The sequence below is a fragment of the Pseudomonas sp. LBUM1646 genome (genome assembly GCF_059716165.1).
Genome location: NZ_CP166810.1, coordinates 6,556,085 through 6,571,527, shown reverse-complemented (window position 1 = coordinate 6,571,527; position 15,443 = coordinate 6,556,085). Strand labels below are relative to the sequence as shown.

The window sequence follows — 15,443 nt, the reverse complement described above, 5'->3', positions numbered from 1 at the left end:
TGGTGCAGGGCTTTCCCGCCATTTCCCGTTTTTTTCACATTCTGTCTGGATAATTCCGTGGTTCCTGGCGTCTGAGCCTGCCCGATTGTGCTATTACCCTTAGCCTGAATTTCTGGAACGCATCCCCTGATGGCCACACAACCGCTCCCGACCCTGCAAACTCCTCGTCGTCCACGATTCTTCATGCGCTGGTATTACTGGCTGTTGCTGGCTGTGGCAGCGGGCTATGGCCTGGCGTTCGCGATGCATTGGGACGACCGCGGTGCGCTCTGGGTGCTGGAGCGTTTCGAAAGCCCGGCCGAGCGCCAGCAAAGTGTCTGGCTGCCGGATTACCGGGCGGTGATCGACGCGAAACTGCTGCCGGGCATGGAAAAGGACGAAGCTTCGGACCTGTCCTACGACCCGCAGACCAAAACCCTGTTCTCGGTCATGGGCAAGAACCCGTTCCTGGTCGAACTGACCCTGCAGGGCGATGTGCTGCGCAAGATGCCACTGGTGGGCTGGACCAATCCGGAAGGCGTGACGACTATGGGCAATGGTTTGTTGGCCATTACCGATGAGCGCGAGCACATGCTGTCGATCGTCAAGGTCGATGCCGACACTCGCGAACTGCACCGCGACAACTTCCCGAAATACGATCTTGGCCCGTCGAAAGACCAGAACAAGGCGTTCGAAGCGATCGTCTGGGACACGCGCAATCAGCAACTGTTGTTGGGCGAAGAACGCCCGCCGGCGCTGTTCAGCTGGAAAAGCGACGGCAGTCAGACCCTTACGGGCGATAAACAGAAACTCGCCAGTAACGAACTGGACATCCGCAACCTGTCGGCCCTGGCCATTGACCCGCGCACCGGCCACACCCTGGTGTTGTCCGCCGACTCGCACTTGCTGCTGGAACTGGACGAGAGGGGCGAGCAAGTCAGCTTCATGACCTTGCTGGGCGGTTTCAACGGCTTGAAGAAGACCATTCCCCGCGCCGAAGGCGTGACCATGGACGAAGCGGGCACGCTGTACATGGTCAGCGAGCCGAATCTGTTTTATCGCTTCGAAAAACAGAAATAGCCTACAGATGCGGGGTGGCGTGCGGTCGCCGCTTAGGGTAAACCTGCGGTACCGCGGCCATAGGCCATTAAGCTTAGATTCAGTCAGCCGTGGTATTTCATCCGCCCGCCCTGATTTCGAGCTTGCCTGAATGCGTCGACTTGCCCGCCCCAAACCCCTGATTTTGATCCTGTCAGTGATTGCGCTGATCGTGCTCGTCGCGGTCGGCCAGTACCTGCGCCTGTTCGAGCGCGCCTGGTTCAACCTGCACACGCTATGGCAGCCGATGAGTGCTGAGGCCATTGGCCTGGATCAGTATCGGGTCGAGATCGAGGCCCAAGTGATCGACGGGCTGGACGATGATGTCTCGGCGCTGACCTACGATCCGGTGCGCCATAGCCTGTTCACGGTGACCAACAAAAACGCCGAGCTGATCGAGCTGTCCCTGGACGGCAAGATCCTGCGGCGTATCGCGCTGATTGGTTTTGGCGACCCGGAGGCCGTGGAGTTCATCAGCGCCGACATCTACGTGGTCACCGACGAAAGTCAGCAGCGCTTGATCAAGATTCACCTGGAGAAGGACACCACCTTCCTCGACGCTGCGGACGCCGAGCAGATGACCCTTGGCGTGCACATGAGCGGCAACAAGGGTTTCGAAGGGTTGGCGTACGACTCGGTGGGCAAGCGCCTGTTTGTCGCCAAGGAGCGCGACCCGATGCTGATCTATGAAGTGCAGGGCTTCCCGCATTACAACCCGGAGAAGTCCTACGCCGTACACGTCGTCAACAATCCCAAGCGCGATGCCGGGATGTTCGTGCGCGACCTGTCGAGCCTGCAATACGACGAGCGCAGCGGCCACTTGATGGCGCTGTCCGATGAGTCGCGGTTGATTATCGAGCTGGATGTGGATGGGCGACCGCTGAGCACCCTGTCCCTGAGCAAGGGGCGTCAAGGGCTGAAAAAGACTGTGCCACAGGCGGAAGGGATTGCGATGGATGACGACGGCACGCTGTATCTGGTCAGTGAGCCGAACCTGTTCTACACCTTCAAAAAACCACCGCAAAACTAACAAGCACCACCAAACAACTGTGGGAGCGAGCTTGCTCGCGATAGCGTTCTATCAGTCGATATCTCTATTGGCTGACAGGGCCTCATCGCGAGCAAGCTCGCTCCCACAGGTTTTGTGTCGTGTCTGATTTACTCTGCGCGCAGGGTCTTCACACCTTCGCTCGTGCCCAGCAGCAGCAAATCCGCCGGACGGGCCGCGAACAAACCGTTGGTGACCACGCCGACGATCGCATTGATCTGCGTCTCCAGCTCCACCGGGTTGGTGATCTGCATGTTGAACACGTCGAGGATGATGTTGCCGTTGTCGGTCAGCACGCCTTCACGGTAAACCGGGTCGCCGCCCAGTTTCACCAGCTCGCGGGCCACGTGGCTGCGGGCCATCGGGATCACTTCCACCGGCAACGGGAACGCGCCGAGCACTGGCACCAGCTTGCTGCCATCGGCGATGCAGATGAAGGTCTTGGCCACGGCCGCGACGATTTTCTCGCGGGTCAGGGCTGCGCCGCCACCCTTGATCAGGTTCAGGTGTTCGTCGCTTTCGTCGGCGCCGTCGACATAGAACTCCAGGTCGCTGACGGTGTTCAGCTCATACACCGGAATGCCATGGCCCTTGAGGCGCGCAGCAGTGGCTTCGGAACTGGCGACGGCGCCATCGAACGCGCCCTTGTGCTTGGCCAGTGCATCAATGAAGCAGTTGGCGGTGGAGCCGGTGCCGACACCGACGACGCTCTTGTCGTCGAGTTTCGGGAGGATGAAGTCGACGGCGGCCTGGGCCACTGCCTGTTTGAGTTGATCCTGGGTCATGCGGGCTCCGAAGCGGGCAAGGGAAGAACGGAAAGGCCGGCATTATAGGCTTCGGGGCGGGGAAGGTCATTGGCCGATTGGCAGGTCAAAAGATCGCAGCTTTCGGCAGCTCCTACAGAATGATCGCGTGTCCCTGTAGGAGCTGCCGAAGGGTGTGATCTTTTCCGACAGACCTAAAACCACCTGTTTAGTGTGGTCGCTCAGGCGAAAGCCGGGTTAGACTCCTTGGCCCTGCCCAACCCGCTCAGTGATGCTTTCCGATGCTCGAACAGTACGTCAAAAAGATCCTCACCTCGCGCGTTTATGACGTTGCCGTAGAAACCCCATTGCAGACTGCTCGCCAGCTCTCCGAGCGGCTGGGCAATAATATTTGGCTCAAGCGCGAAGACTTGCAGCCGGTGTTCTCGTTCAAGATTCGTGGCGCCTACAACAAGCTGACCCAGCTGAGCGATGAAGAGCGCGCACGCGGCGTGGTCACTGCTTCGGCAGGCAACCATGCGCAGGGCCTGGCCCTGGCGGCCAAGGTGTTGGGCGTGAAAGCGACCATCGTCATGCCCAAGACCACCCCCGAGATCAAGGTCGAAGGCGTGCGTTCGCGCGGTGGCAAAGTGGTGCTGCACGGCGATTCGTTCCCGGAAGCCCTGGCCTACTCGCTGAAACTGGTCGATGAAAAAGGCTACGTTTACATCCACCCGTACGACGATCCCCACACCATTGCCGGGCAGGGCACGGTGGCCATGGAGATTTTGCGCCAGCACCCTGGCCGTCTCGATGCGATTTTCGTCCCGGTGGGCGGCGGCGGCCTGATCGCCGGCATCGCGGCGTATGTGAAATACCTGCGCCCTGAAATCAAGATCATCGGCGTCGAACCGGACGACTCCAACTGCCTGCAAGCCGCGATGGCCGCTGGCGAGCGGGTGATTCTGCCGACCGTGGGTATCTTTGCCGATGGCGTTGCAGTGGCGCAGATCGGCCAGCACACCTTCGATATCTGCAAAGACTATGTCGATGAAGTGATCACCGTCAGCACCGATGAAATCTGCGCGGCGATCAAGGACATCTACGACGATACCCGCTCGATCACCGAACCTGCCGGCGCCTTGGGCGTGGCCGGGATCAAGAAGTACGTCGAGCAACGTGGCGTCACCGGTCATACCTTCGTGGCGATCGACTCCGGCGCCAACGTCAACTTCGACCGTCTGCGCCACGTCGCTGAACGCGCCGAGCTGGGTGAGGGTCGCGAAGCCATCATCGCCGTGACCATCCCCGAGAAACCGGGCAGCTTTAAGGCGTTCTGCGAAGCCATCGGCAAACGCCAGATCACCGAATTCAACTACCGCTACAACACCGGCAGCGAAGCGCACATCTTCGTTGGCGTGCAGACGCACCCGGAAACCGACCCGCGCAGTGCGCTGATCGCCAGCCTGAGCGAGCAGGGCTTTCCGGTGCTGGACCTGACTGACAACGAACTGGCCAAGTTGCACATACGTCACATGGTCGGTGGTCGCGCGGCCCAGGTCGTCGATGAAGTGGTGCTGCGCTTTGAATTTCCGGAACGTCCGGGGGCGCTATTCAACTTCCTCAACAAACTGGGCGGGCGCTGGAACATCTCGATGTTTCACTACCGCAACCACGGCGCGGCGGATGGTCGGGTGGTCGCGGGCCTGCAAGTGCCCCACGACGAACGTCATCTGGTGCCCGCAGCACTGGAAGAAATCGGTTACCCATACTGGGATGAAAGCGACAACCCGGCCTATCAGCTGTTTCTCGGATGAGCGGCTACGCTGATGGGCAAGTCATAAGGAAATCGAACCATGGAAACATTAACCGCCCTCAAAGTGGCGCATGTGGTGGCCACTGTGTTGCTGTTGGTCAGTGCGCTGGGGCTTGCGATCTGGGTCTGGCGCGCACGACGTAACGGTGACGCAACGGCTGGAAGCCGCACGCTGCAACGGCCACGGGTGTTTATCTGGCTGTTGATGGGGTTGGCACTGTTGAGCATGCCGTTCACCGGTTGGTGGATGGTGCATCTGGTGGGTTGGCCGCTGGGGCAGACCTGGATTCTGGCGTCGAGCGTGCTGTACACCGTGGCGGCACTGGCGTGGTTCTGGCTGCTTGTGCGGTTGAACAAGCTGCGCAAGGCGCCAGGTGGCGTGGGTAAATTTACCTTTGCGTTGGCGTTGTTCAGTTTTGTCTGCTTTATCGCGATTGCCGGGTTGATGGGCGCGAAGCCGGTTTAGCGCGGAATCTGTGTAGCAGCTGCCGAGGTACGAGGCTGCGTTGCGTGTCCGCAGGACCGCCCTCGGGGGCCGCTGCGCAGCCCAGCGCAGCGTCGTGCCTCGGCAGCTGCTACAGGGATTTCAGTTGCGCAACGACATTACCGGCCAACCGCGCTTCTCGGCCTCGGCCCGCAGATTTGGATCGGGGTCCACGGCCACCGGATGCGTCACCTGCTCCAGCAACGGCAAATCATTCATCGAATCACTATAGAAATAGCTGTCTTCCAACGAGTGCCCGGTCTCTTCCAGCCAACGACTCAACCGCGTGACCTTGCCTTCTCGGAAGCACGGAATGTCGGTGCTGCGCCCGCTGTAGCGGCCATCGACCATTTCGCATTCGGTGGCGATCAGGGTGTCGACGCCCAGGTGTTGGGCAATCGGCCCGGTGACGAAGCGGTTGGTGGCGGTGATGATCACCAGTTTGTCGCCGGCTTCGCGGTGTTGGGCCAGCAGTGCCAGGGCCTTGGGCAGCACGATCGGTTCGATGCAGTCGCGCATGTAGTCCAGGTGCCATTGATCCAGCGTGGCCATTTCGGTGCGGCCGAGGATTTCCAGGCAAAAGTTCAGGTACTCGGCGTTATCCAGCTTGCCCGCCAGGTAATCCTGATAGAACTCGTCGTTGCGCGCCTTGTACGTCACGGCATCGAGAAAGCCGCGTTCGCAGAGGTAATCGCCCCAGGCGTGGTCACTGTCACCGCCCAAAAGCGTGTTGTCCAAGTCGAATAAAGCCAGGCGCATTGCAGTTACTCGCTGAAAAGTCTGTAGAAAGGCGTCCAGAATACGTACTTTTCACAAGAGTGCACATAAGGTAGGCCGGCTCGTTGCTGCCTTCACAACCTTTGTGGAACAATGCGGCGACATGCGTTTGCGAGGTTGTTGCCGTGATCGACCCCGATGGTTTCCGCCCCAATGTCGGGATCATTCTCACGAATGATGCCGGCCAGGTGCTATGGGCTCGCCGTATCAATCAAGATGCCTGGCAGTTTCCACAGGGTGGGATTAACCCCCAGGAGACGCCGGAAGACGCCTTGTACCGCGAGTTGAACGAAGAAGTGGGTCTGGAGCGCGAAGATGTTGAAATTCTCGCCTGCACCCGGGGCTGGTTGCGCTATCGTTTGCCGCAACGTCTGGTCCGTACCCACAGCCAACCGCTGTGCATCGGCCAGAAACAGAAATGGTTTCTCCTGCGCCTGATCTCCAACGAGCAGCGGGTGCGGATGGATTTGACCGGTAAACCGGAATTCGATGGCTGGCGCTGGGTCAGTTATTGGTATCCGTTGGGCCAGGTGGTGACATTCAAGCGCGAGGTGTATCGACGCGCTCTCAAAGAGCTTGCCCCGCGCCTTTTAACGCGCGACTGACGACGGAGTTCGACCCCGAGCCATGCTCAATACGCTGCGCAAGATCGTCCAGGAAGTTAACTCCGCCAAGGATCTCAAGGCGGCGTTGGGGATTATTGTGTTGCGCGTCAAAGAGGCCATGGGCAGCCAGGTCTGCTCGGTCTACCTGCTTGATCCGGAAACCAACCGTTTCGTACTGATGGCCACCGAGGGCTTGAACAAGCGCTCGATCGGCAAAGTCAGCATGGCACCCAACGAAGGTCTGGTTGGCCTGGTCGGCACGCGTGAAGAACCCCTGAACCTCGAAAACGCCGCGGATCACCCGCGCTACCGTTACTTCGCCGAGACCGGTGAAGAACGCTACGCCTCATTCCTCGGGGCGCCGATCATTCACCACCGTCGCGTCGTCGGCGTGTTGGTCATTCAGCAAAAAGAACGCCGCCAGTTCGATGAAGGTGAAGAAGCCTTCCTCGTGACCATGAGCGCGCAACTGGCGGGCGTTATCGCCCACGCCGAAGCCACCGGTTCGATCCGTGGCTTGGGCCGCCAGGGCAAAGGCATCCAGGAAGCCAAGTTCGTCGGCGTACCGGGTTCGCCGGGTGCGGCGGTTGGGACTGCAGTAGTCATGCTGCCACCCGCCGATCTGGACGTGGTGCCGGACAAGACCATCACCGACATTGACGCCGAGCTCGGGCTGTTCAAGACCGCCATCGAAGGCGTGCGCGCCGACATGCGCGCCTTGTCCGCCAAGCTGGCGACCCAGCTGCGCCCGGAAGAGCGCGCGCTGTTCGACGTCTACCTGATGATGCTCGACGACGCCTCCCTGGGCAGTGAAATCACCACCGTGATCAAGACTGGCCAGTGGGCCCAGGGCGCGTTGCGCCAAGTGGTCACCGAACACGTCAACCGCTTTGAATTGATGGACGACGCCTACCTGCGTGAGCGGGCATCCGACGTCAAAGACCTCGGCCGGCGCTTGCTGGCTTACTTGCAGGAAGAACGTCAGCAGACCCTGGTCTATCCCGACAACACCATTCTGATCAGCGAAGAACTGACGCCAGCGATGCTCGGCGAGGTGCCGGAAGGCAAGCTGGTCGGTCTGGTATCGGTACTCGGTTCCGGCAACTCCCACGTCGCTATCCTGGCCCGGGCCATGGGGATTCCGACGGTGATGGGCCTGGTCGACCTGCCGTATTCCAAGGTCGACGGCATTCAGATGATCGTCGACGGCTACCACGGCGAGGTCTACACCAACCCGAGTGACGTGCTGCGCAAGCAGTTCGCCGAAGTGGTCGAGGAAGAGAAACAACTGTCCCTCGGGCTGGATAAGCTGCGGGACTTGCCGTGCGTGACCCTTGATGGCCACCGCATGCCGCTGTGGGTCAACACTGGCCTGCTGGCGGACGTGGCGCGGGCGCAGAAGCGTGGCGCTGAAGGCGTCGGTCTGTACCGCACTGAAGTGCCGTTCATGATCAACCAGCGCTTCCCGAGCGAAAAAGAGCAACTGGCGATCTATCGCGAGCAGCTCGCCGCCTTCCACCCGCAACCGGTGACCATGCGCAGCCTGGACATCGGCGGCGACAAGTCGCTGTCGTACTTCCCGATCAAGGAAGACAACCCGTTCCTTGGCTGGCGCGGCATTCGCGTCACCCTCGACCACCCGGAAATCTTCCTGGTCCAGACCCGCGCGATGCTCAAGGCCAGCGAAGGCCTGAACAACCTGCGGATTCTGCTGCCGATGATTTCCGGCATTCATGAGCTCGAAGAAGCCCTGCACCTGATTCACCGGGCCTGGGGCGAAGTCCGCGACGAAGGCACCGACGTGCCGATGCCGCCGATTGGCGTGATGATCGAGATTCCGGCGGCGGTGTACCAGACCAAGGAACTGGCGCGGCAAGTGGACTTCCTGTCGGTCGGCTCCAACGACCTGACCCAGTACCTGCTGGCGGTGGACCGCAACAACCCACGGGTGGCCGATCTTTACGACTACCTGCACCCGGCGGTGTTGCAAGCCTTGCAGAACGTAGTGCGTGACGCCCATGCCGAAGGCAAGCCGGTCAGTATCTGTGGCGAAATGGCCGGTGATCCGGCAGCGGCGGTGCTGTTGATGGCGATGGGCTTCGACAGCCTGTCGATGAACGCCACCAACTTGCCGAAGGTGAAATGGATGCTGCGCCAGATCAACCTGAGCAAGGCCAAGGAATTGCTGGCCGAGCTGATGACCATCGACAACCCGCAAGTGATCCACAGCTCGCTGCAATTGGCGCTGAAGAACCTTGGGTTGGCGCGGATGATTAATCCGGCTTCGGTCAAGACCCTCTAAAGCGAAAAGATCGCAGCCTTCGGCAGCTCCTACAGTGTTATGTGTACACCTGTAGGAGCCGCCGAAGGCTGCGATCTTTTAGATTTTGATCTCCACTTCCCCCAAATGCCCGCCATACGGCCCGAAACTCCTTTCGACCATATGCCACGTCCCATCCGCCTGAACAATCAATGCCGTACTCGCCCGCGTCCCATACGTCGGACTGGCAATAAACACACTCGACAACAACGTCTCGGTTGCCAACCCAACCCCGGTATCCGGCAGCTCCGTCAACGGCGCCGCCGCCGCATCAGCCAAAATACCCAACAATGCTTCAGGCTGAGGATCGTCCAGCACCTCACTCAACGCAGCCTTGGCCTTTAGCACTTTGGGCCACGGCGTATCCAACCCCGCGTTCGACAACCCATAAACCCCGGGCGCCAGCATCACCGCCTCGGTGTCCCGGGCATTGAAGTGCCACAGCTCGTTGGAATTGCCGACCAGCAGGTTAAACCCGGCATATTCCGCCGAACGTGCAACAACGTCGCTTAAATAGTCATCAATCGACATCTCACCGCTGAGAAAACCCGCGACCAGTTCACCCCGTGACGTGCGCGACGCTGGCTGACCGGGATCGCGAATATTGGTCAGGGCGGCAAAGCGTCCGTTGGCACCGATGCCGAGCCAGGTGCCACCGGCCTCCAGGTCCCGACCGGCATGGACATGGGGAACGTGGGGCCATTGCGCCAGTGGCTGGGTGGGCCGGGCATAGAATTCGTCGCGGTTGGCCGCCACGATCAGCGGCTGGGCATGGCCGGGCCGCCAGGCAAAGACAATCAGGCACATAAGGTGGTCCTTGTGTGTTTTTGCTCACTCTACGCAGACATTGCGCGCGCATCCATCGCCATCCAGTAGAGCTTGAGGCCATGCATCCGTTACCATGCCGCTCCTATTTTCGGGATGCGTGGGACTACGGCCATGGAATTTCTGCTCTATCTGGCGCTGGGCGCCTGTGCAGGCGTGCTGGCCGGGCTGTTCGGCGTCGGTGGCGGGATCATCATCGTCCCGGTGCTGGTGTTCAGCTTCAAGCTGCAGGGCTTCGATCCGTCGATCCTCACGCACCTGGCTGTCGGCACTTCCCTGGCGACGATCATTTTTACCTCGGTCAATGCGGTACGCGAGCATCACCGTCGCGGTGCCGTGCGTTGGCCGATCTTCGCCTGGATGACCGTCGGCATTCTCATGGGCGCCGGTTTTGGCGCGCTGACGGCTGAAGCGATCTCCGGCCCGCATTTGCAGAAGATCATCGGCGTATTCGCGCTGATCGTCGCCGCTCAGCTCGCCTTGGACTTCAAACCCAAGGCCAGCCAAACCGTGCCGGGCAAAGTCGGTCTGACCGTGGCGGGCAGTGTGATTGGCTGGGCGTCGGCAATTTTCGGGATTGGCGGCGGTTCGTTGACCGTGCCGTTCCTGACCTGGCGCAGCGTGCCAATGCAACAAGCGGTGGCGACGTCATCGGCGTGCGGGCTGCCAATCGCTCTGGCAAGTGCATTAAGTTTCATGATTTTGGGCTGGCACGATCCGCTGCTGCCGGCCCATAGTCTCGGTTTTATTTATTTACCGGCGTTGCTGGGGATTGCCCTGACCAGCATGTTCTTCGCCCGCTTCGGCGCGCGACTGGCGCACAATCTGTCGCCGCGCTTGCTCAAAAGACTGTTCGCCGTTTTGCTGTTCTGCGTGGGGCTCAATTTCCTGCTCTGACGCCCGGCACAATCCTGGCTTAATCCTGAGGTGACAGCGTCCCCCGGGAATTTTGAAGGTTTCAACTCTAACGAGGAGTCGCAATGCTGCCTTACCCGCAGATCGACCCGGTGGCCCTGGCCATCGGTCCGCTGAAAATCCACTGGTACGGTCTGATGTACCTGATCGGCATTGGCGGCGCCTGGCTGCTGGCGTCCCGTCGGCTGAACCGCTTCGACCCGACCTGGACCAAGGAGAAGCTCTCCGACATGGTCTTCTGGATGTCGATGGGGGTCATTGTCGGCGGCCGCCTGGGCTACGTGCTGTTCTACGATCTGAGTGCGTACCTGGCCAACCCGATGCTGATTCTCGAAGTGTGGAAGGGCGGCATGTCGTTCCACGGCGGGTTTATCGGCGTGATGCTGGCGGCGTTGTGGTTCGGTAAAAAGAACAACAAGTCGTTCTTCCAGTTGATGGACTTCGTCGCACCGATGGTGCCGATCGGCCTGGGGGCCGGGCGCATTGGCAACTTCATCAACGCTGAGTTGTGGGGCAAGCCGACCGACGTGGCGTGGGCGATGATCTTCCCGACCGATCCGGCGCAACTGGCACGTCACCCGTCGCAGCTGTATCAGTTCGCGCTGGAAGGTGTGGCGCTGTTCCTGATCCTCTGGATATTCTCGCGCAAGCCGCGGCCGACCATGGCCGTGTCGGGCATGTTCACGCTGTTCTACGGCATCTTCCGTTTCATCGTCGAATTCGTCCGCGTGCCGGACGCGCAACTGGGCTATCTGGCCTGGAACTGGCTGACCATGGGTCAGGTCCTGTGCGTACCGATGGTCCTCGCCGGTCTGTTCCTGATCTGGCTGGCTTATCATCGCGCCCCGGCGGCACCGGCAGCGGCCGTATAAATTCGAACCCCGGGGGCGACGGCTCCCGGGTTCAAGGACACAGGTAACTCATGAAGCAATATCTCGATCTGGTGGCTCACGTCATCAAGAACGGCACCAAGCAGGCCAACCGCACTGGCGTCAACACCATCAGCTTCCCAGGCGCGATGCTGCGTTATGACCTGAAGGAAGGTTTCCCGGCGATCACTACGCGCAAGATGGCCTTCAAGTCGGCGATCGGCGAGATGTGCGGTTTCCTGCGTGGGGTGAACAACGCCGCCGAATTCCGCGCCCTGGGCTGCAAGGTCTGGGACCAGAATGCCAACGAAAATGCGCAGTGGCTGGCCAACCCGTTCCGCCAGGGCGAAGACGACCTCGGCGAAATCTACGGCGTGCAATGGCGCAAATGGCCGGCGTACAAACAGATCCCGGTCAGCAACAAAGCCGCGATCGAGCAGACGTTGAGCCAAGGTTACCGTCAGATTGCCGAAGGCGAAGAAGACGGCCAGGCTTATGTGGTGCTGTACAAGGCGATCGACCAGATCCGCCAGTGCGTCGACACCATCATCAAGGACCCGGGCAGCCGCCGCATCCTGTTCCACGGCTGGAACGTTGCGCAGCTCGATGAAATGGCCTTGCCGCCGTGCCATCTGCTGTACCAGTTCCACCCGAATGTCGAGACCAAGGAAATCTCCCTGACCCTCTACATCCGCTCCAATGATTTGGGCCTGGGCACGCCGTTCAACCTCACCGAAGGCGCCGCGCTGCTGAGCCTGATCGGGCGCCTGACCGGCTACACGCCGCGCTGGTTCACCTATTTCATCGGCGACGCGCACGTCTACGAAAACCATCTGGACATGCTGAATGAACAGCTCACCCGCGAGCCGTTCCCGATGCCGAAACTGGTGATCAGTGATCGTGTGCCGGCGTTTGCCGAGACGGGTGTGTATCAGCCGGAATGGCTGGAGTTGATCGAGCCGGGCGATTTCTCGCTTGAGGGTTACCAGCACCATGCGCCGATGACCGCGCCGATGGCGGTTTAAAGCCCCGCCACGATGATCGTTCCCACGCTCCGCGTGGGAATGAATCCCGTGACGCTCCGCGTCACAGTGGACGCGGAGCGTCCATGGCGGCATTCCCACGCAGAGCGTGGGAACGATCATTGATCGCTAGTGGCCGTGACTGCGACCGACGTGCGAATGCTCAACCTCCGTCGCCACCACCCCGCCGCTCACTTCCAACCGCTGCAAAATCCCGCACTGATCAATATCCGGCCCTTCGCTGCAGCGTTGGCGCAGGTCGAGCAGTTGTGTCTGCAAGGCCAGCAAACCATCGATCCGTGCCTTGACGTGATGAATGTGTTCGTCGATCAGCGCGTTGACGTTTGCGCACTGGTCCTGCGGGCTGTCGCGCAGGGCCAGCAGGCTGCGGATCTCTTCGAGGGTCATGTCGAGGGTGCGGCAATTGCGGATAAACGTCAGGCGTTCGGCGTGGGCCTGGGTGTAGACGCGGTAGTTGCCATCGCTGCGGGCCGGCTCTGGCAGCAGGCTTTCGCGCTCGTAATAACGGATGGTTTCCACCGCGCAGTCGGTCAGTTTGGCCAGTTCTCCGATCTTCATCGCGACAATCTCCAAAAGGTTACTTGACCCTATAGTGGCTACAGGGTCTTTACTTGGCAACAGGCACCTTTCATGGACGCGACCCGATGAGCGATTCCCTTCATATCCACAAACCCGAAGACGGGCATGATCACGATCACGATCACAGCCACAAGCTGCAGCCTGTGCAGCAGAAGCATGATCATGGCGGTCACGGGGATTCCTGCTGTTCCTCAAAAGCGGCAGCACCGTCGCTGATCAAGTTGAGCGAAACGCCGACCGACGGCGCACGGCTGAGCAGTTTCCGCATCGACGCCATGGACTGCCCGACCGAGCAGACGCTGATCCAGAACAAACTGGGCAAGCTGTCCGGTGTGCAGCAGCTGGAATTCAACCTGATCAACCGGGTGTTGGGCGTGACCCACGACCTGCCGAGCACGGCGCCGATCATCGAGGCGATCAAGTCGCTGGGCATGGTGGCCGAGCCTTTGGAAAAGGGTGTTGAGGCCCCCGCGCCGGCCGCCGAGAAGAAGCACTGGTGGCCCTTGGCGCTGTCCGGCGTCGGTGCGCTGGCGGCTGAAGTCATTCACTTCACCAACGCCGCGCCAAACTGGGTGGTGGCGATCATCGCGCTGGTTTCGATCCTCAGCGGCGGCCTGACCACCTACAAGAAAGGCTGGATCGCCCTCAAGAACCTCAACCTGAACATCAACGCGCTAATGAGCATCGCGGTGACGGGTGCGATCCTGATTGGGCAGTGGCCGGAAGCGGCGATGGTGATGTTCCTCTTCACCATCGCCGAGTTGATCGAAGCCAAGTCCCTGGACCGTGCGCGCAACGCCATCGGCGGTCTGATGCAGATGACCCCGGAACAGGCCACGGTGCAGCAGGCCGACGGCAGCTGGGTCGAACAAGACGTCAAAATCATTGAGCTGGGTGCGCGGGTGCGCGTGCGTCCGGGAGAGCGCATCGGTCTCGACGGCCAAGTGGTTTCTGGCACTTCCACCATCGATCAGGCACCGATCACCGGCGAAAGCCTGCCGATCGAGAAGACTGTGGGCGATAAAGTCTTCGCCGGCACCATCAACCAGGCGGGTTCGCTGGAATACACCGTGACCGCAGCGGCCAACAACTCGACCCTGGCGCGAATCATCCATGCCGTCGAACAGGCTCAAGGCGCGCGGGCACCGACCCAGCGTTTCGTCGATCAGTTCTCGAAAATCTACACCCCGGCAGTGTTCATCTTTGCCCTGGCGGTCGCGGTTATTCCGCCGCTGTTCATGGGCGCTGTATGGTTCGACTGGATCTACCGGGCGCTGGTGTTGCTGGTCGTCGCTTGCCCATGTGCGCTGGTGATTTCCACGCCGGTGACCATCGTCAGCGGCCTCGCGGCAGCGGCGCGCAAAGGGATTCTGGTCAAGGGCGGCGTGTATCTGGAGGGCGGTTACAAGCTCGATTACCTGGCGCTGGACAAGACCGGCACCATCACCCACGGCAAACCGGTGCAGACCGATTATCTGTTGCTCGTCCCGACCGCCGAAGAATCGGCTCCGGTTATTGCGGCAGCGCTGGCCGGTCGTTCCGATCACCCGGTGTCGCTGGCCATCGCTAATGCGGCTGTGGATAAACAACTCGCGCCGCTCGCTGTGGATAACTTCGAAGCCCTGGCAGGTCGCGGTGTGCGCGGCGAGATCAACGGCCAGGTCTACCACTTGGGCAACCATCGTCTGGTGGAAGAGCTCAACCTCTGCTCGCCAGCGCTGGAAGAGAAACTGTTCGCCCTGGAGAAACAGGGCAAATCCGTAGTGCTGTTGCTCGACCAGTCCGGCCCATTGGCGCTGTTCGCCGTGGCGGATACGGTGAAAGAGTCCAGCCGCGAAGCGATCCAGCAACTGCACGATCTGGGCATCAAAACCCTGATGCTCACCGGCGATAACGTCCACACCGCCCAGGCGATTGCCGCCCAGGTAGGCATCGACGAAGCCAAGGGTGACTTGCTGCCGACCGACAAGCTGCAAGCCATCGAAGCCCTTTATGCACAGGGTCATCACGTCGGCATGGTCGGCGACGGCATCAACGACGCCCCGGCGCTGGCTCGGTCGGAAATCGGTTTTGCCATGGCCGCTGCTGGCACCGATACCGCCATCGAGACCGCGGATGTCGCCCTGATGGACGACGATTTGCGCAAGATTCCGACCTTCATCCGACTGTCGCGGCAGACCTCGACCATCCTGAAACAGAACATCGCCCTCGCGTTGGTGATCAAGGCGATCTTTCTTGGGGTAACCTTCGCCGGGATCGCCACCATGTGGATGGCGGTGTTCGCCGACATGGGCGTGAGCCTGTTGGTGGTGTTCAACGGTTTGCGCCTGTTGCGCAAATAA

At 60.6% G+C, this 15,443-nt stretch carries 14 protein-coding genes; 10 read left to right on the top strand and 4 right to left on the bottom strand.

Annotation, left to right across the window (positions count from 1 at the left end; all coding sequences use genetic code 11):
* The first annotated feature begins 129 nt into the window (after window positions 1-129).
* Together ACA071_RS29995 and ACA071_RS29990 are read left to right on the top strand one after the other, a co-directional pair.
* Window positions 130-1,059 (top strand): SdiA-regulated domain-containing protein, encoded by a 930-nt coding sequence (locus ACA071_RS29995; protein WP_497642324.1) that lies wholly within the window; start codon window positions 130-132, stop codon window positions 1,057-1,059.
* A gap of 130 nt (window positions 1,060-1,189) precedes the next feature.
* Entirely contained in the window at window positions 1,190-2,107 is a 918-nt protein-coding gene (locus tag ACA071_RS29990) for an SdiA-regulated domain-containing protein (protein ID WP_497642323.1), read from the top strand.
* A 128-nt stretch (window positions 2,108-2,235) separates the two neighbouring features.
* Here ACA071_RS29990 and rpiA read toward each other — a convergent pair whose 3' ends face one another.
* A complete protein-coding gene (gene rpiA / locus ACA071_RS29985) occupies window positions 2,236-2,910 on the bottom strand; it encodes a ribose-5-phosphate isomerase RpiA (protein ID WP_123404076.1) in 675 nt (224 codons plus the stop codon).
* A gap of 260 nt (window positions 2,911-3,170) precedes the next feature.
* Between rpiA and ilvA the strand changes: the two genes are divergently transcribed.
* Together ilvA and ACA071_RS29975 are read left to right on the top strand one after the other, a co-directional pair.
* Complete coding sequence (gene ilvA / locus ACA071_RS29980; RefSeq protein WP_497642322.1) at window positions 3,171-4,685, top strand: threonine ammonia-lyase, biosynthetic; 1,515 nt, start codon at window positions 3,171-3,173, stop codon at window positions 4,683-4,685.
* Window positions 4,686-4,724: 39 nt separating this feature from the next.
* Window positions 4,725-5,150 carry a DUF2269 domain-containing protein gene (locus ACA071_RS29975; RefSeq protein WP_497642321.1) on the top strand — a complete coding sequence of 142 codons (426 nt, stop codon included), beginning with the start codon at window positions 4,725-4,727 and terminating at the stop codon, window positions 5,148-5,150.
* A 120-nt stretch (window positions 5,151-5,270) separates the two neighbouring features.
* Here the strand turns inward: ACA071_RS29975 and ACA071_RS29970 are convergent, their stop codons facing one another.
* Window positions 5,271-5,927, bottom strand: a complete 657-nt coding sequence (locus tag ACA071_RS29970) for a histidinol-phosphatase (RefSeq protein WP_497642320.1) — start codon at window positions 5,925-5,927, stop codon at window positions 5,271-5,273.
* 143 nt (window positions 5,928-6,070) lie between these two features.
* On the opposite strand from ACA071_RS29970, the gene ACA071_RS29965 reads away from it, so the two are divergent.
* Both ACA071_RS29965 and ptsP read left to right on the top strand, forming a co-directional pair.
* Window positions 6,071-6,550 (top strand): RNA pyrophosphohydrolase, encoded by a 480-nt coding sequence (locus tag ACA071_RS29965; RefSeq protein WP_007945562.1) that lies wholly within the window; start codon window positions 6,071-6,073, stop codon window positions 6,548-6,550.
* Between the two features lie 22 nt (window positions 6,551-6,572).
* Window positions 6,573-8,852 carry a phosphoenolpyruvate--protein phosphotransferase gene (gene ptsP / locus ACA071_RS29960; protein ID WP_497642319.1) on the top strand — a complete coding sequence of 760 codons (2,280 nt, stop codon included), beginning with the start codon at window positions 6,573-6,575 and terminating at the stop codon, window positions 8,850-8,852.
* A gap of 78 nt (window positions 8,853-8,930) precedes the next feature.
* Here the strand turns inward: ptsP and ACA071_RS29955 are convergent, their stop codons facing one another.
* Window positions 8,931-9,677 (bottom strand): NRDE family protein, encoded by a 747-nt coding sequence (locus ACA071_RS29955; RefSeq protein WP_497642318.1) that lies wholly within the window; start codon window positions 9,675-9,677, stop codon window positions 8,931-8,933.
* Window positions 9,678-9,809: 132 nt separating this feature from the next.
* Here ACA071_RS29955 and ACA071_RS29950 point away from each other — a divergent pair, with 132 nt between their 5' ends.
* The 3 genes from ACA071_RS29950 to ACA071_RS29940 all read left to right on the top strand — a co-directional run bounded on the left by ACA071_RS29950 (window position 9,810) and on the right by ACA071_RS29940 (window position 12,504).
* A complete protein-coding gene (locus ACA071_RS29950; protein ID WP_497642317.1) occupies window positions 9,810-10,592 on the top strand; it encodes a sulfite exporter TauE/SafE family protein in 783 nt (260 codons plus the stop codon).
* Window positions 10,593-10,675: 83 nt separating this feature from the next.
* Complete coding sequence (gene lgt, locus ACA071_RS29945; RefSeq protein WP_497642316.1) at window positions 10,676-11,482, top strand: prolipoprotein diacylglyceryl transferase; 807 nt, start codon at window positions 10,676-10,678, stop codon at window positions 11,480-11,482.
* A 50-nt stretch (window positions 11,483-11,532) separates the two neighbouring features.
* Window positions 11,533-12,504, top strand: a complete 972-nt coding sequence (locus ACA071_RS29940; RefSeq protein WP_169372622.1) for a thymidylate synthase — start codon at window positions 11,533-11,535, stop codon at window positions 12,502-12,504.
* Window positions 12,505-12,630: 126 nt separating this feature from the next.
* Here ACA071_RS29940 and cadR read toward each other — a convergent pair whose 3' ends face one another.
* Window positions 12,631-13,080, bottom strand: coding sequence for a Cd(II)/Pb(II)-responsive transcriptional regulator (gene cadR, locus ACA071_RS29935; protein WP_497642315.1), 450 nt, complete (start codon window positions 13,078-13,080; stop codon window positions 12,631-12,633).
* 86 nt (window positions 13,081-13,166) lie between these two features.
* On the opposite strand from cadR, the gene ACA071_RS29930 reads away from it, so the two are divergent.
* Entirely contained in the window at window positions 13,167-15,443 is a 2,277-nt protein-coding gene (locus tag ACA071_RS29930; RefSeq protein WP_497642314.1) for a heavy metal translocating P-type ATPase, read from the top strand.